Source organism: Pseudomonas sp. SWI7 (assembly GCF_006351945.1).
Lineage (GTDB): Bacteria > Pseudomonadota > Gammaproteobacteria > Pseudomonadales > Pseudomonadaceae > Aquipseudomonas > Aquipseudomonas fulva.
This window is the reverse complement of record NZ_CP040930.1, coordinates 348,180-363,748: the sequence shown is the minus strand read 5'-3', so window position 1 is coordinate 363,748 and position 15,569 is coordinate 348,180. Positions and strand designations below refer to the sequence as shown.

Below are 15,569 nucleotides of genomic sequence, written 5' to 3'. Positions count from 1 at the left end.
TCCTGAAACCGTTGCCTGCAACCGGTATCCCCGACAGGCGGCCTGAGCCCCGGGAATCAGCGTCCTGGCAGAATTAGCCACGCACCCCTGCGCATCACCGGCTCATTGAATACAGCGTCGGCCAAGCCTAAATAACTACCGCACCCAGCAAGCCCGGCAGCCTTAGCGTGAATGCTCTTGAACAGGAGATCATGCCCATGACTGCAGTAACCCAAACCGTCAATATCGACGGCGGCGACAATAGTGAGCGCTTGAGCTTCGGGGAACTGGACGAAGCGTTAGCCTACGACACTACAGACGGCGAAGAACGTCTGGGGTCTCGCGTCTACTTTGATTACGAGCTGTACAAACTCTATTCGGCTGGCCAGCTCAACATCCAACGAAGGGTGATCGAGGCATTCGACGACAACGTGAAGGTAGGCACCGTCGATGAAGTCCAGGTCTGGCTCGATACGGTGAACGTTAGCCTGAACCAGGAATGCGGCCTGGATCTGGAAATAGACGGCGTGCCGCTGAGACTGAACAGGTCCACACCCGATCAGCGTGTGCATCTGCTGTTCAGTGGCCAGGAGATTCCAGCGGGGCTGGCCGATAACGCCGACGGCACACTGCGCGTGGATGCCAATGCCAGCGCTGATGCGCGGTTCGAAACCACTGCCATCGACCACCTGTTCATCTACGGCACACCGCAGTTCCAGAACCGGGTGTATGAGCAGCTCGCACTGCTGTCGGGTTACCCAGAGTTGAAGAGGGCATTGGATGCTGCCCGCCAGGGCTATGCCGATGTGCCCGACATCGTGCTCATGCAATGCCATGCAGGCCCGGCGCAGCAGGGACCAGGCTTCGACCTGAGCCGCGTCATCCCAGCCAGATACGCCCATTTGCTACCCGGTGCTTACACCGCTGTACTGTACGACCCTTACCAAGCCAAGGGCCTGGACGGCCTGACTGCACTTGCCAGGCTGCTGCAGGACGCATACGAAGCCTTGACCCTAAGCGTACTGGTACCGGCACTGGATATCGACATCTAGGGCTCAGGCCAGGTTTTCACCGTCATCAGGTACCACGATGATGCCCGCCCTGAGGCCATTGCGAACCTTGGGGTTGGGGAAGATGATCCGTGCGCCCTCCTCTTCGATCACCCAGCGCACGCCGGCAAGGTCATCGGCCAGCAGGTAGCCCTTGTTCAGCGGGGAGAAATTCTGGATGTCTGCTGGCAGGTGCAAGCGGAAACCATCGCTGTGCTTGATGACCTCACGCGCCACGCTGAACAACTGCAACCCCTCAAGCGACACGTCGTCATCGGGCTCGGTGGCTTGAAGGATGCGCACTAGCCGGGCTTCGAGCTTGTCGAGATTCACCGCGTCGTTCTGGCCAAAGGGGCGGGCCTTGCCCAGCTCAAGGGTAAAGGCCTCGGCGTCGAGCTGCTCGTAGGTAAACGCACTGAACGTGATTGAAGGCTTGCACTGCAGCAGTACCGCCTCCATGCCCGCTGCTGCCAGGCGGGCCAGTTCGCGCCGGGAATGCGCACGTCCTTGCTTGAAGGGATACAGCGCGAACTGCTCGATCCTGGAGCCTCGAATGGCCGTGTGCAGGTCGTAGTGCAGGCGACTACGCCCAGGCTTGCTGAAGAAGACCCGTGCGAACTGTTCGAGCTCCGCAGCGCGCAACGCCTCCGGCCCGCTGGACTGCTCGTGGCGGCCATTGAACAGGCGGTTGATGTCCTGTTCGATGAACCGCTCACCCTTGATGATGGCCGCCGGGTTGCCGAACAGGAACAGCACGCGCGCCCTGGGCACGATATCCCCGCGCGCAACGCCATGCAGCAAACGTTCGAGCAACTCGATCGGGGCCGTCTCGTTGCCGTGGATACCTGCAGACAGCAACAGGTCCAGGCCGCAGTCGTCAGCGGCGCTGGGGCTCACTTCCAGGGCACCCTGCCCCAGCCAGCGAAGGCGCACGCCCCTGGACGTCACTTGGGTCTTCTCGGCCGGTTCATGGCCGGTGAGGGTCAGCTCAAGCAGTTTGCCAAGGGCGAGCATGGCGGGCTTCCTCAGTGATGATGGCCGCAGTCCGGGCCGTGAACGTGGTCGTCGTCTTCGCCCACGTCGGCCGGCTCCATTTCCAGTTGCAGGCTGACCAGGTTGGTCGCCAGGGGGCGCAGCAGCAGGTTGGCATACTCGGCATCGCCCTCCTCCACATCCACCCCGATCAACAGTTGGCCACGGCCGTCCTGCTGGATCCATACTTCCTTGCCTTGCCACATCACGGCAAAGCGCGTGCACGAAGTTTCCAGCTGAGTGCCGTCTTCATCTTCCAGGATCAGGCGCAGGGCGTCGGTCATTGCAATTCTCTCTTCAAGGTTGGCGTTGGAACGGGTATACCGAGCCCAACTTGAGTATCTGGGTCAATTCGTCCAGTGCCGTACGGCACTCCTGCAACAACAGAGGATCGGCCAGGTCAGCGTCGACCAGACGGTCGCGATAGTGCCGATCGACCCACTGCAGCAGTGTCTCGTACAACGGGGCGCTCATGATAACGCCTTGGTTCACCGCCGCCAGTTCCGTTTCGTTCAAGGCCACGCGAAGGCGCAGGCAAGCCGGCCCGCCGCCGTTTTGCATGCTCTGCTTGAGGTCGAACACCTGCACCTCCCGCACCGCCGTGCCCAGGCGGGTAAGCTGCTGCAGATACGCCCAGACCCGCTCATTGTTGCGGCACTCTTCCGGCACCACCAGCAGCATCGACCCATCGTCGCGGCTGAGCAACTGGCTATTGAACAGGTAGGAGCGCACGGCATCTTCTACCGATACGGTGGCACGCGGCACGCAAATGGCCTGCAACTCACCGCCCTTGGCGGCCAGCTTGATGCGAAGCTCGGTGAGCACGGCCTCGGTGTCGAGAAACGCATCCTCATGGTAGAACAGCACCTCCCCATTACCGACCGCGATCACATCGTTGTGAAACACACCTTGATCGATCACAGCGGGGTTCTGCTGAGCATAGACCACCGCGTCGGCGCTGAGCCCGTGCAGGCGGGCCACGGCCTGGGACGCCTCGAGGGTCTGGCGGGCTGGGTACTTCTGCGGAGCGGGGTAACGGTTGTCGAAGGCACTGCGGCCATAGACGAAAAATTCGACCCCAGCCTGCCCATAATCGTGGCAGAACCGCGTGTGGTTCGCGGCGCCCTCATCGCCGAATTGGGCGACGCCCGGCAAGGCGGGATGGTGGCTGAAATGCGCCTCGTCCCTGAACATCGCTGCCAGCACGCGGCTGGTGGTGGGGTGCTCGATACTGCGATGGTATTTGCAGTTGAGGTTGGCGGCAGTGAAGTGCACCCGTCCATCGGCCGTGTCGGCGCTGGGGCTGACTGTCGCGGCGTTGGCCACCCACATGCTCGACGCTGAGCAACTGGCCACCAGCAACGGCATGGCCTCCCGTGCGGCGCGCTGGATCACCTGGGCATCGGTGCCGGCGAAGCCAAGCTGGCGCAGTGCGGCCACATCGGGGCGCTCCTGAGGCGCCAGCACCCCTTGCTGGAAGCCAAGGTCGGCCAGCGCCTTCATCTTCGCCAGCCCCTGGCGCGCCGCTTCGCGCGGGTTGGACCCCTGGTGGCTGTTACTTTGAGAGGCCACGTTGCCGTAGGACAGGCCACCGTAGTTGTGGGTGGGCCCCACCAGGCCGTCAAAATTCACTTCGTATGCTTTCATCGGCAAGGCTCCGACCATCGTTATAGTGTGACGCCCGGCGCCAGGGTTGCCGGCAAGGTCAGGCCGGTGGCCTCCAGCGACGCGACGGGGTAGGCGCAGTAGTCGGCTGCGTAGTAGGCGCTTGCCCGGTGATTGCCACTGGCGCCCACCCCACCGAACGGCGCGCTGCTGGCAGCGCCGGTAAGCTGGCGGTTCCAGTTGACGATGCCTGCGCGGCTGTGGAGCCAGAAATGCTCGTAGCGGGCCTGGGAGTCGCTGAGCAACCCGGCAGCCAGGCCATAGCGGGTGTTGTTGGCTTCGGCAATGGCCGCCTCGAAATCGGGGTAGCGCAGCACCTGCAACAGCGGCCCGAAAAACTCCTCGTCCTTGCGCGGTGCCACGTCCGTGACATCGACGATACCCGGGGTCAGCAAGGCGGCGTCATGCTGCGGCTGCGTCATCTCCAGCAAGCTGACGCCGCCCCCGGCGATCAGCTCGGCCTGGGCGGCCAGCAGCGCGTGCGCCGCCTGCAGGGAAATCACCGAGCCCATGAATGGGGCTGGTTGCTGATCGAAAGCGCCCACGGCCAGGGTGCGGCTCACCTGAACCAGCCGCGCCAGCAACTGATCGCCCCATGGGCCCTGCGGCACCAGCAGTCGGCGCGCGCAGGTGCAGCGCTGGCCGGCCGAAATGAACGCCGACTGAACGATGGTGTAGACCGCAGCGTCGAGGTCCTGGACCTCGTCCACCACCAGCGCATTGTTCCCGCCCATCTCCAGGGCCAGAATCTTGTCGGGGCGGCCGGCGAACTGCTGGTGCAGCAAATGGCCAGTACCACTGGAGCCCGTGAAGAACAACCCATCGATGCCAGGGTCGGCGGCCAAGGCCACACCCGTGTCACGCCCCCCTTGCACCAGGTTCAACACCCCGGTAGGCAGGCCGGCGGCAATCCAGCAATTGACGGTCAGCTCGGCCACCTTGGGCGTCAGCTCACTGGGCTTGAACACTACGCAGTTGCCAGCCAGCAGCGCCGGGACGATATGCCCGTTCGGCAAATGACCGGGGAAGTTGTAAGGTCCGAATACCGCCACCACGCCATGTGGCTTGTGCCGCAGCACTGCAGTGGCGTCAGCCAGTGGGCCGCTCTTCTCGCCGGTGCGTTCACGGTAGCTCTGCACCGAGATCGCCACCTTGTTGATCATGCTGGTGACTTCGGTAGCCGATTCCCACAAGGGCTTGCCGGTTTCCTCACCAATGCAATAGGCCAGCGCGTCGGCATGCTGCTTTAGCTGCGCGGCAAACTGTTCCAGCACCTCGATGCGCCCCTGCAGGCTCATGTGCGCCCAGGCGGGGAACGCCTGGCGCGCGGCCTGTACGGCAGCCCGCACCTGGCCTGCATCAGCCCCTTGACCTTGCCAGACGGTCGCCTGGCTCACCGGGTTGAGCGATGCCAGGTGCTCGCCGCGCCCTGCTACCCAGTTACCGCCGATGTAATGCGTGGTCATTTACTGGCCCTCCCGGGCGGCCGACAGGGGCACGGCCCGCACGTTGTCGCCTGCACCCATGCGCAGGCGCTTGGCCGTCAGCGGGTCGACCACCAAGGTGCCCGCCGCCAGCCGAGCCGGGGCAGCCGTGATCCGGCAGTCGTCGCGCTTACGGTTGTGGATGATGAAGGGCGTGGCATCCTCACCAGGCGTACCGATGGCCAGTACCAGTGTCTGGCTGTCGCGTACCGCGCGGATGCGGGCCGTGTCGCATTCGATGGCAGGCCCTGCGTCGAAAATGTCCACGTACCCCTGATAGGTGAAGCCTTCCTGCTTGAGCATGGCCAATGCTGGCTCGGTGTCGGCATGCACCCGGCCGATCACGCTGCGCGCCGCTTCGGACAGGAAGCAGGTGTAAAGCGGGAACCTGGGCATCAGCTCGGCGATGAATGACTTGTTGCCCACACCCGTCAGGTAGTCGGCCTGGCTGAACTCCATCTTGAAGAAGTGGCGGCCCAGGCTTTCCCAGAACGGCGAGCGCCCCTGGGCATCGGACATGCCACGCATCTCCGCCATGATCTTCTGACCGAACAGCTCGGGAAACTCGGCGATGAACAACATGCGCGCCCGGGACAACAGCCGACCATTGAGCCCTGAGCGGTAGTCATGGCGCAGGAACAGCGAGCACAGCTCGGAATTGCCGGTCAGGTCGTTGGCCAGGAACAGCGTGGGTATCTCGCGGTAGATCTTCAATTCCTGGGACGCACTGACGGTGAGCCCGACGCGGTAGTTGTACCAAGGCTCGCGCAAGCCTACGGCGCCAGCGATTGCACTGATGCCCACGACCAGCCCTTCGTCGTTTTCCAGCACGAAGAGGTAGTCGGTATCACCGCGCTCGGCTTCACCGCGAAAGCTCTTTTCCGCCCACCCTACGCGATGCTCCAGGCGTTCCTCGTTGGCAGGCAGCGTGGTCAGCCCCGTGGTGCCGGTGCTGCGTGCCAATTCGATCAACGCAGGCAGGTCGCTGCTGCGTACAGGACGAACGATCATGCTATCTCCTTGTGCGGCGGCATCAACCGGCGCGAAACTCTGCTAATCCTGCAAGATGGCGGTCGGCGCTCAGGCCGCGACCAGCCGCACACTGGCACCCTCGCCCACGCCCAGGGCGTCGGCCACCTCCTGGCTCAGGCTGACGGGCTTGCCAGGTACCCAGTCCAATTCCACCAGCACGGCACGGTAATCTTGCAGCTGGCCATTGCAGACCAGGTACGGCCGCGTGCCGCGGGCCGCCACCGGCTCGACTTTCACGGGCGCCACGCGGCTTTGTGCAATCGAACGAATACCGGAGGTACGGGCATGCAGGGTCGGGCCGCCATCGAAGATGTCGATGTAGTGCTCGGTTTCGAAGCCTTCGCGCATGAGGATGTCGAAGGTGATCTGCGCCCGCGGGTGCACCTGGCCCATGGCTTCCTGCGCAGCGTCAGGCAGCAACGGCACGTAGATAGGGTAATGGGGCATCAGTTCAGCCAGGAACGTGCGGCTTTTGAGGCCGCACAGGCGCTCGGCATCGGCGTAGCTCAAGTCGAAGAAGTTGCGCCCGATGGCGTCCCAGAAAGGCGACTCGCCCTGCTCGTCGCTGAAGCCTACGATTTCCGTCACAACCGACTCGGCGAACCGCTCGGGGTGCGATGCCATGAACAACAGGCGACCCCGGGAATTGAGTTCGGCCCACCCACTGCCCACAAGCTCGGGCAGCACGTAGAAGCTGGTCAGCAAACTATTGCCGGTCAAATCGTGACACAGCGACAGGACGTGAATCTTGTTGTGGATCTTCAGTTCCCGCGAGGCGTGAACGAAGGTTTCGTTACGAAAACTGTAGAAAGGCTCGGAATAGCCTGCCGAGGCAACGATGGCCGAGCAGCCAGCCAGCTTGCCGGTCTCACTGTCTTCGAGTACGAAGAAGTAGCGTTCCTCGCCGTTGAAGCTCACCTCGGCGGCGAAGGAAGTTTCGGAGGCGGCGATCTTGTCGCCCAGCCGAGCGCTGTCGTCCGGCAACGAGGTGACACCAATGGGGCTGTCCGCAGCCATTCGCTGCACTTCGTTCAGATCAGCCATTTGCGCCGGGCGCATCACCAGCATGGTGTCACTCCTTGGAAAACGCGCTGCCAATGGCGGCGCGTGAAAAAGGCAGGCGCCAGGCGCCTGCGTTGGAATCCGGGCTCACCGGCCGGTGTTGCAACCGGCGCGGCGCCAACCCTGCGAGCCGGCTCAGCCTTGGGTCAAGGTGACCACGGCACGTTCGAAGCGCTGCAGGCCTTCGTCGATGTCGGCATCTTCGACAACCAGGCTAGGGGCAAAGCGCACCACGTCAGGCCCTGCCTGCAACACCATGACGCCTTCTTTCTCGGCGGCATTGAGCACGTCCTTGGCCTTGCCCTGCCAGGCCTCGGAAAGCACACAACCGATCAGCAGGCCCACGCCGCGGACATGACTGAACAGCCCATTGTCACGACCGATCTGCTCCAGACGGGCCTTGAATCGCTCGTGCTTGGCCTTGATGCCCGCCAGGGTCTGCGGGGTGTTGATCACATCCAGCACGGCGCAGGCCACCGCGCAGCCCAGCGGGTTGCCCCCGTAAGTCGTACCGTGGGTGCCGACAGCCAGGTGCTTGGCCAGGTCATTGGTAGTGAGCATGGCGCCAATCGGGAAGCCGCCGCCCAGGCTCTTGGCGCTGGTCAGGATGTCGGGCGTCACGCCGTAGTGCTGGTAGGCGTACAGCGACCCGGTACGACCGACACCGGTCTGTACTTCATCGAATATCAGCAAGGCATTGTGCTGGTCGCACAAGGCGCGCGCGCCTTCCAGATAGGCCTTGTCAGCCGGGACCACACCGCTTTCACCCTGGATCGGCTCGATCACGACAGCGCAGGTCTTGTCGGAAATCTGCGCTTTCAACGCTTCCAGGTCGTTGTAGGGCACGTGGCTGATCCCGGTGATTTTGGGCCCGAAACCATCGGAATACTTTGGCTGACCACCCACGCTCACGGTAAACAACGTGCGGCCGTGGAAGCTGTTGAGCGTTGCGATGATCTCGTGCTTTTCAGGGCCGAAGCGATCATGGGCTACCCGACGGGCCAACTTGAACGCCGCCTCGTTGGATTCGGCGCCGGAATTGCAGAAGAACGCGCGATCGGCAAACGTGGCCTCTACCAGTTTGTGAGCCAGGCGCAGGGCCGGCTCGTTGGTGAAGACGTTGGATACATGCCACAGGGTATTGGCCTGATCGGTCAGTGCCTTGACCAAGGCCGGATGGCAATGACCCAGTGCATTGACGGCGATGCCACCGGCAAAGTCGATCAATTCGCGGCCAGTCTGGTCCCAGACACGGGAGCCCTCGCCTCGCACAGGAATGAAGGCCGCCGGGGAATAGTTGGGGACCATGACCTGATCGAAATCGGCACGTAGCACCGGGGCTTGCTCAACGGACATCTGAGTCTCCTGAAGAGGATCGCTGACCTGAAAGTGGCGAGCGATGGGGGGATTGTAAGGAACGAAGACCGCGTGGCCTTGCGGCCAAGCGACAACTTGTTACAGCGCAAAACCGGCATTCGGGCGGGCTTTCGGCAATGCGACAAACACTGTCGCAATCGCGCAGTGTACGGCAGAGAAGAAGCTGGGTGAACGGGTGTTCACCTAGTTGTGCAGCCCGGCCGCGCTGACACGTCGACTAGCCTTTTTCAGCCGGCGCGGAGCTCAGTTCGAACGGGCTGCTGTTGCGTCGCTGATTGCGGTCTTCACGGGGCGTGGCGCCAAAGAAGTTGCGGTAGGCGCTAGAGAAATGCGGGCCGGAGGAGAAGCCGCACGACAGGCCTATCTGGATGATGGACTTGCTGGTCTGCATCAGCATCTGCCGTGCCTTGTTCAGGCGCAGCTCCAGGTAATACTGGCTCGGAACCCGGCTCAGGTACTGTTTGAAGATGCGCTCGAGCTGTCGCCGTGACACGCAGACATGCTGGGCAATTTCATCGGTGGTCAGCGGCTCCTCGATGTTGGCTTCCATCAACAGCACCGCCTGAGTGAGCTTGGGGTGGCTCGAGCCCAGCCGGTTCTGCAGCGGAATGCGCTGGCGCTCACCGCCCTCGCGAATACGCTCGACCACCAGTTCCTCGGACACCGCGCCTGCCAGCTCAGCGCCATGGTCCCGGGCCAGCACTGCCAGCAACAGGTCGGTTACCGCCATGCCGCCGCAGGCCGTCAGGCGATCGCGGTCCCAATCGAACAGGTGGCTGGTGGCGATGACCTTGGGGAACCGTTCGGCAAAATCGTCCTGCCAGCGCCAATGCACGGCCGCGCGATAGCCATCGAGCAGGCCGAGCATGGCCAGTGGATAGACCCCGGCAGACAACCCGCCAATCATGCAGCCGCTTCGGGCCAATTGCTTGAGCGCTGTCGACAGGCCAGCCCCGATGTTGCCCGGCGCTTCATCGGCCATCAGAAACAGCTTGTGGCACCCTTCCAGGCGCCCGTTCCAGGGCTCGCCCGGCATGCGCCAGCTGCCTTCGACCGGGGCTTCGGCCTGCAGGAACAGTGTTTCGTACACCACATCGGGATGGACCCGCTGCGCCACCTGCAGGACTTCTTCGGCCAGCGCCAGGGTCAGTGGCCGGGTGCTGGGCCAGATGAGAAAACCGATTCGCTGGGTGGTCATAGGGTAAGGTCCGAAACCTGAGATCGTTCGATTCGATGCGCCGGGTCAGGCTGCGCGTGACACGCAGCATGCCCTATCGTGGTGCAGAAAAGCAGCTTTTACTTCAGGCTGCCGGACAGGAACTGCTTCAGGCGTTCCGAACGCGGGTTGGCCAGCACCTCGCGTGGGCAGCCGGTCTCCTCGACCAGGCCCTTGTGCAGGAACACCAACTGGTTCGACACCTCGCGGGCAAAGCCCATTTCGTGGGTTACCACCACCATGGTCCGGCCTTCCTGGGCCAATGCCTGCATCACCTTGAGCACATCGCCGACCAGCTCAGGGTCCAGGGCCGAGGTCGGTTCGTCGAACAGCATGACCTCAGGTTCAACGGCCAGCGCCCGTGCAATGGCCACCCGCTGCTGTTCGCCACCGGACATGTGGCCTGGGAAGGCATCCTTGCGGTGGGCGACCCCGACCTTCTCAAGGTAGTGCTCGGCCTTCTCAAGCGCCTCCTTGCGGCTGACCCCCAGCACATGCACCGGCGCTTCGATGATGTTCTCCAGCGCCGTCATGTGCGACCACAGGTTGAAATGCTGGAACACCATCGCCAGGCGCGAGCGCATGCGTTGCAGTTGGCGCGCATCGGCTGCCTTGAGTGCGCCATCCTTGCCGGGGGTCAGTTTCAGCTCTTCGTTATTGAGCAGTATCTTGCCCGCATGGGGCTGCTCCAGCAGATTGATGCAGCGCAGGAAGGTGGACTTGCCCGAGCCACTGGAGCCGATGATGCTGATGACATCGCCTGCCTTGGCCGCCAGAGAAACACCCTTGAGGACCTCGTGGCTGCCGTAGCGCTTGTGCAGGTCTTGGACTTGGAGTTTGTACATGCTGTCGATTCTCACAGAGCGGTCAGTGCTTGCGCGGCGCCAGGTAGCCGAGCCAGCGGCGTTCGGCCATCTTGAACAGGCGCACCAGGATGAAGGTCAGGCACAGGTAGAACACGCCCGCCGTGATGTAGGCCTCGAAAGGCAGGTAGTACTGAGCATTGACCGTGCGCGCGGCACCTGTGATGTCGATCAGGGTCACGATCGATGCCAGGCTGGTGGTTTGCAGCATCATGATCACTTCATTGCTGTATTGCGGCAGCGCACGGCGCAGCGCAGACGGCAGCAGGATGCGTCGGTACATCTTCATGCGCGACATGCCCATGGCCTTGGCCGCCTCGATCTCGCCGTGGGGCGTGGCCTTGAGGCTGCCGGCAACGATCTCGGCGGTGTAGGCACTGGTGTTGATGGCAAAAGCCAGGCACGCGCAGAAGGTCGCGCTGGACAGCAAGGGCCAGAACACGCTGGCCCGCACGGCTTCGAACTGGGCCAGGCCGTAGTAGATCAGGAACAGCTGCACCAGCATGGGCGTGCCACGAATGACGTAGGTGTACAGCCAGGCCGGCAGGTTGACCCACGGGCGCTTCGACACGCGCATCAAGCCCAGCGGAATGGCCGCCAGCAAGCCGAAGAACAACGAGACCGCCAGCAGCTTGAGGGTGGTGAGCAGGCCGTCGAAATACATCGGCAACGCTTCCCAGACCACGTTGTAGTCGAAGATCATAGTTCGGTCACCTTGACACCCACCGAGTAGCGGCGCTCCAGATACTTCAGCGCCAGCAGCGAGACACTGGTCAGCACCAGGTACAAGGCGGCCACTGCCAGGAAGAAGGTGAAGGGTTCACGGGTGGCATCGGCCGCCTGCTTGGCCTTGAACATCATGTCCTGCAGGCCGACCACCGAAATCAACGCCGTGGCCTTGGTCAGCACCAGCCAGTTGTTGGTAAAACCTGGAATCGCCAGGCGAATCATTTGCGGCACCTGGATGCGGAAGAACACCTGCCGGGCATTCATGCCGTAGGCGACACCCGCCTCGGCCTGGCCTTTTGGAATGCCCAGGAATGCACCCCGGAACGTTTCCGAGAGGTAGGCGCCGAAAATGAAGCCCAACGTCCCGATACCTGCCAGCAGCGGGTTCAGGTCGATGTAGTCGTCGTAGCCCACCAGCGGCGCCACGCGATTGATGATGTCCTGCCCGCCATAGAAGATCAGCAGGATCAGTACCAGATCCGGTATGCCGCGAATGACCGTGGAATACAGGTCGCCCAGCCAGGCCAGCCAGCGCACCGGCGACAAGCGCAGTGCCACGCCGATCAGGCCGAGCACGATGGCCAGGGCCATCGACGAAAGGGCGAGCTGTAGCGTCAGCCACGCCCCATCGAGGATGACTGCCCCGTAGCCTTTCAACATGTTGAGGTCCTCGACCTAGAGAATGAAAAATGGTGCAAACCTCAGCGCTCCTGCTGTTTGCACCATTGCACAGCGGTTGACGGCTAACTCAGTTCGCGTCTGGGCCGTAGATGTCGAAGTTGAAGTATTTCTTCTCGATCTCTTTGTACTTGCCGTTGGCACGGATGGCATCGATGGCCGCATTGATACGATCGACGTTGGCCTTGTCACCCTTGCGCACGGCAATGCCGACGCCGTCACCGAAGTACTTCACGTCGGTGAAGGCCGGACCGACAAACGCGAAGCCCTTGCCGGCATCGGTCTTGAGGAAGCCATCTTCCAACAGGGTGGCATCGGCCACGGTGCCGTCCAGGCGGCCAGCCGCCACGTCGAGGTAGATTTCGTTCTGGGTGCCGTAGGGCACCACGGTGGCCCCTTTGGGCGCGAGCACTTCCTTGGCGAAGCGATCGTGGATCGAGCCACGCTGCACGCCAATCTTCTTGCCCTTGAGCTCATCGAGGCTGTCGGTAACCGCGGTACCCTCCTTCATGACCAGACGCGCCGGGGTGAGGTAGTAACGCTTGGTGAAGTCCACCGACTTCTTGCGGTCCTCGGTGATGGACATCGAAGACAGGATGGCGTCGATCTTGCGCACCTTGAGCGCAGGAATCAGGCCGTCGAACTCCTGCTCGACCCAGGTGCACTTGGCTTTCATCTCTTCGCACAGGGCATTGCCGATGTCGTAGTCGAAGCCGGCGATGCTGCCATCGGGCTGCTTGAAAGCGAAGGGAGGGTAAGCCGCTTCGATACCGATTTTCAGCGGTTTTTCATCGGCCTGCGATACCAGGGAAAACACGGACAGCGCCAGGGCGCCAAGCAGTGCGAGCTTCTTCATCAGGTAACTCCATCGGTACGGGGCAATACAAGGCAGGTAACAGCTGCCCGATATGCGAATGGTTACAACGCGAGCCGCGCAGGGTTCGACCAAGGTCGCAGACCACGAGCGAGTGAATGGCATTTTAACGACAGCCCGGTAGTCGAAATTTCTTCAAAGCGACAACTACTTACAGAAGCGCTTGAAACCGCTACGGGCGATGTTGACAGCCAATGCAGAATATGCAAAAGCGCAAGAAATTGAACCCATGAATCTAGCAAATCCTGGGCCTATTATTGGCAAACCCTTGTGGGACGGCAAGTGTAGCGTGATAGACCGACACACATGACAGCCCAAATGCCCTCAAACAGCGCGAAGTGTTTCCAGGCGCCCCGCTATAGCGCATTGCCGGTGACAGAAAAGTAACCGATCACTGTCGGGTAGCAGATTCAGCCGTCTATTAAAGCAAAAACCCCGCCGGTTCACCCGGCGGGGCCGATGTTGGACGCTGGCGTACTGCCGGCGCGACCCAAATTACCTTGCCATCAAGCTTGGACCTCGGGCCGCGCGCGGTGCCGTCAAGCCGTGGCCAAGCTCATGGCCTTGTGCGTGTCGATCAGGTGCTGCACGACACCTGGGTCTGCCAAGGTCGAGATATCCCCCAGTGCGTCATACTCGGCGGTTGCGATCTTGCGCAGGATGCGGCGCATGATCTTGCCCGAACGGGTCTTTGGCAACCCTGGCGCCCACTGGATCACATCCGGCGAAGCGATCGGGCCGATTTCCTTGCGCACCCAGTTCTTCAGTTCAAGGCGCAGTTGCTCGCTTGGCTCGACGCCGGCATTGAGGGTGACGTAGACGTAGATACCCTGGCCCTTGATGTCGTGCGGCACGCCCACCACCGCGGCCTCGGCCACCTTCGCATGCGCCACCATGGCACTTTCGATCTCGGCGGTGCCCATGCGGTGGCCCGAGACGTTCAGCACGTCATCCACGCGACCGGTGATCCAGTAGTAGCCGTCCTCGTCGCGGCGCGCGCCGTCACCGGTGAAGTACATGCCCCGGAAGGTCTTGAAGTAGGTATCGACGAACCGGTCGTGGTCACCGTACAGCGAGCGCGACTGGCCTGGCCATGAATCGAGGATCACCAGGTTGCCCTCGGTCGCGCCTTCGATCAGGTTGCCCAGGTTGTCCACCAGGGCCGGCACCACGCCAAAGAACGGGCGCGTGGCCGAGCCTGGCTTGAGCGCCGTCGCCCCTGGCAACGGGCTGATGAGGATGCCGCCGGTTTCGGTCTGCCACCAGGTGTCGACGACCGGGCAACGCTCCTTGCCCACGGTCTTGTAGTACCAGTTCCAGGCTTCGGGGTTGATCGGCTCGCCCACAGAGCCCAGCAGGCGCAGGCTGGAACCGTCGGCACCGTCCACCGCCGCCTGCCCTTCGGCCATCATGGCGCGGATGGCGGTGGGTGCGGTGTAGAGGATGTTGACCTTGTGCTTGTCGACGATCTTGGACACGCGGGTGATGTCCGGGTAGTTCGGCACACCTTCGAACAACACGGTGGTGGCACCGTTGGCGAGCGGGCCGTAGACGATGTAGCTGTGGCCCGTGACCCAACCGACGTCGGCGGTGCACCAGTACACCTCGCCCGGGCGGTAGTCGAACACGCGCTCATGGGTCAGCGCCGCGTACACCAGGTAGCCACCGGTGGTGTGCAGCACGCCCTTGGGCTTGCCGGTCGAGCCGGAGGTATAGAGGATGAACAGGGCTTCCTCAGCCCCCATTTCCTTCGGCGCGCAGTGGCTGGAAGCCACTTTCATCAGGTCTTCGTACCAGATGTCGCGGTGCTGGTGCCAGGCGATGTCGCCGCCGGTGCGCTTGCAGACGATGATCTTCTGCACGCTGCTGGTTTCAGGGTTGGTCAGCGCCAGGTCGACGTTGGCCTTGAGCGGTGTACGGCGACCGCCGCGCACGCCTTCGTCCGCCGTGATCACCACCTTGGACTTGCAATCGATGATGCGCCCTGCCAGGGCCTCGGGCGAGAACCCACCGAATACGACTGAATGGATTGCACCGATACGGGCGCAGGCCAGCATGGCGACCACAGCCTCTGGGATCATCGGCATGTAGATGGTGACCACATCGCCGCGGTGCACGTCCTGCCCACGCAAGGCGTTGGCGAACTTGCACACCTGCTCATGCAGTTCGCGGTAGGTGATGTTGCGGTGTTCGGAGGGGTCGTCGCCTTCCCAAATGATGGCCAGTTGATCGCCACGCTCTTCCAGATGGCGGTCCAGGCAGTTGGAGGAAACGTTCAGAGTGCCGTCGGCAAACCATTTGATGTCCACATGGTGGTCATCGAAGGAGGTCTGCTTGACCTTGGTGAAGGGCTTGATCCAGTCAATGCGCTGGGCCTGCTCACGCCAGAAGCCGTCCGGGTTGATCACCGACTGCTGGTACATGGCCTTGTAGGTGGCCTCGTCTGTCAGGGTAGTGGCCGCGATCTCGGGACGAACGGGATACAGTGGAGCCGCACTCATCGTGTTTACCTCGGTGTAATAGTTGTTT

At 62.5% G+C, this 15,569-nt stretch carries 14 protein-coding genes; 1 reads left to right on the top strand and 13 read right to left on the bottom strand.

Annotated elements, in window-relative coordinates:
* Positions 1–197 precede the first annotated feature (197 nt).
* Positions 198–1,031, top strand: coding sequence for a hypothetical protein (locus FH041_RS01715; RefSeq protein WP_140174126.1), 834 nt, complete (start codon positions 198–200; stop codon positions 1,029–1,031).
* Between the two features lie 3 nt (positions 1,032–1,034).
* On the opposite strand, the gene astE is transcribed toward FH041_RS01715, so the two are convergent.
* The 13 genes from astE to acs all read right to left on the bottom strand — a co-directional run bounded on the left by astE (position 1,035) and on the right by acs (position 15,541).
* The gene (gene astE, locus FH041_RS01710; RefSeq protein ID WP_027915919.1) at positions 1,035–2,042 is read right to left on the bottom strand and encodes a succinylglutamate desuccinylase; all 1,008 of its coding nucleotides are present in this window, start codon (positions 2,040–2,042) and stop codon (positions 1,035–1,037) included.
* An 11-nt stretch (positions 2,043–2,053) separates the two neighbouring features.
* Positions 2,054–2,344: a type IIA topoisomerase (DNA gyrase/topo II, topoisomerase IV), A subunit gene (locus FH041_RS01705; RefSeq protein WP_023533754.1), complete on the bottom strand. Its 291-nt coding sequence runs from the start codon at positions 2,342–2,344 to the stop codon at positions 2,054–2,056.
* A 13-nt stretch (positions 2,345–2,357) separates the two neighbouring features.
* Positions 2,358–3,707 (bottom strand): N-succinylarginine dihydrolase, encoded by a 1,350-nt coding sequence (astB, locus tag FH041_RS01700; protein WP_027915918.1) that lies wholly within the window; start codon positions 3,705–3,707, stop codon positions 2,358–2,360.
* Positions 3,708–3,727: 20 nt separating this feature from the next.
* A complete protein-coding gene (astD, locus tag FH041_RS01695; protein ID WP_088523374.1) occupies positions 3,728–5,191 on the bottom strand; it encodes a succinylglutamate-semialdehyde dehydrogenase in 1,464 nt (487 codons plus the stop codon).
* Positions 5,192–6,220, bottom strand: coding sequence for an arginine N-succinyltransferase (gene astA / locus FH041_RS01690; protein ID WP_023533743.1), 1,029 nt, complete (start codon positions 6,218–6,220; stop codon positions 5,192–5,194). It abuts the gene before it with no gap.
* Between the two features lie 69 nt (positions 6,221–6,289).
* Positions 6,290–7,309, bottom strand: a complete 1,020-nt coding sequence (aruF, locus tag FH041_RS01685; RefSeq protein WP_027915916.1) for an arginine/ornithine succinyltransferase subunit alpha — start codon at positions 7,307–7,309, stop codon at positions 6,290–6,292.
* A gap of 129 nt (positions 7,310–7,438) precedes the next feature.
* Positions 7,439–8,659: an aspartate aminotransferase family protein gene (locus FH041_RS01680; RefSeq protein ID WP_028688027.1), complete on the bottom strand. Its 1,221-nt coding sequence runs from the start codon at positions 8,657–8,659 to the stop codon at positions 7,439–7,441.
* 238 nt (positions 8,660–8,897) lie between these two features.
* A complete protein-coding gene (gene argR, locus FH041_RS01670) occupies positions 8,898–9,878 on the bottom strand; it encodes a transcriptional regulator ArgR (RefSeq protein WP_023533814.1) in 981 nt (326 codons plus the stop codon).
* 98 nt (positions 9,879–9,976) lie between these two features.
* Positions 9,977–10,741 carry an ABC transporter ATP-binding protein gene (locus FH041_RS01665; RefSeq protein WP_027915914.1) on the bottom strand — a complete coding sequence of 255 codons (765 nt, stop codon included), beginning with the start codon at positions 10,739–10,741 and terminating at the stop codon, positions 9,977–9,979.
* Positions 10,742–10,763: 22 nt separating this feature from the next.
* Positions 10,764–11,462, bottom strand: a complete 699-nt coding sequence (locus FH041_RS01660; protein WP_023533799.1) for an ABC transporter permease — start codon at positions 11,460–11,462, stop codon at positions 10,764–10,766.
* The gene (locus FH041_RS01655) at positions 11,459–12,148 is read right to left on the bottom strand and encodes an ABC transporter permease (protein WP_023533806.1); all 690 of its coding nucleotides are present in this window, start codon (positions 12,146–12,148) and stop codon (positions 11,459–11,461) included. The genes FH041_RS01660 and FH041_RS01655 overlap by 4 nt, the downstream gene beginning before the upstream one ends.
* A gap of 88 nt (positions 12,149–12,236) precedes the next feature.
* Entirely contained in the window at positions 12,237–13,022 is a 786-nt protein-coding gene (locus FH041_RS01650) for an ABC transporter substrate-binding protein (protein WP_027915913.1), read from the bottom strand.
* Between the two features lie 557 nt (positions 13,023–13,579).
* A complete protein-coding gene (acs, locus tag FH041_RS01645; protein ID WP_023533744.1) occupies positions 13,580–15,541 on the bottom strand; it encodes an acetate--CoA ligase in 1,962 nt (653 codons plus the stop codon).
* Positions 15,542–15,569 lie beyond the last annotated feature (28 nt).

Bases quoted from the DNA above. Each gene is read 5' to 3' on its own strand.
- FH041_RS01715 (WP_140174126.1), top strand. From the start codon at position 198: ATGACTGCAGTAACCCAAACCGTCAATATCGACGGCGGCGACAATAGT.
- astE (WP_027915919.1), bottom strand. From the start codon at position 2,042: ATGCTCGCCCTTGGCAAACTGCTTGAGCTGACCCTCACCGGCCATGAA.
- FH041_RS01705 (WP_023533754.1), bottom strand. From the start codon at position 2,344: ATGACCGACGCCCTGCGCCTGATCCTGGAAGATGAAGACGGCACTCAG.
- astB (WP_027915918.1), bottom strand. From the start codon at position 3,707: ATGAAAGCATACGAAGTGAATTTTGACGGCCTGGTGGGGCCCACCCAC.
- astD (WP_088523374.1), bottom strand. From the start codon at position 5,191: ATGACCACGCATTACATCGGCGGTAACTGGGTAGCAGGGCGCGGCGAG.
- astA (WP_023533743.1), bottom strand. From the start codon at position 6,220: ATGATCGTTCGTCCTGTACGCAGCAGCGACCTGCCTGCGTTGATCGAA.
- aruF (WP_027915916.1), bottom strand. From the start codon at position 7,309: ATGCTGGTGATGCGCCCGGCGCAAATGGCTGATCTGAACGAAGTGCAG.
- FH041_RS01680 (WP_028688027.1), bottom strand. From the start codon at position 8,659: ATGTCCGTTGAGCAAGCCCCGGTGCTACGTGCCGATTTCGATCAGGTC.
- argR (WP_023533814.1), bottom strand. From the start codon at position 9,878: ATGACCACCCAGCGAATCGGTTTTCTCATCTGGCCCAGCACCCGGCCA.
- FH041_RS01665 (WP_027915914.1), bottom strand. From the start codon at position 10,741: ATGTACAAACTCCAAGTCCAAGACCTGCACAAGCGCTACGGCAGCCAC.
- FH041_RS01660 (WP_023533799.1), bottom strand. From the start codon at position 11,462: ATGATCTTCGACTACAACGTGGTCTGGGAAGCGTTGCCGATGTATTTC.
- FH041_RS01655 (WP_023533806.1), bottom strand. From the start codon at position 12,148: ATGTTGAAAGGCTACGGGGCAGTCATCCTCGATGGGGCGTGGCTGACG.
- FH041_RS01650 (WP_027915913.1), bottom strand. From the start codon at position 13,022: ATGAAGAAGCTCGCACTGCTTGGCGCCCTGGCGCTGTCCGTGTTTTCC.
- acs (WP_023533744.1), bottom strand. From the start codon at position 15,541: ATGAGTGCGGCTCCACTGTATCCCGTTCGTCCCGAGATCGCGGCCACT.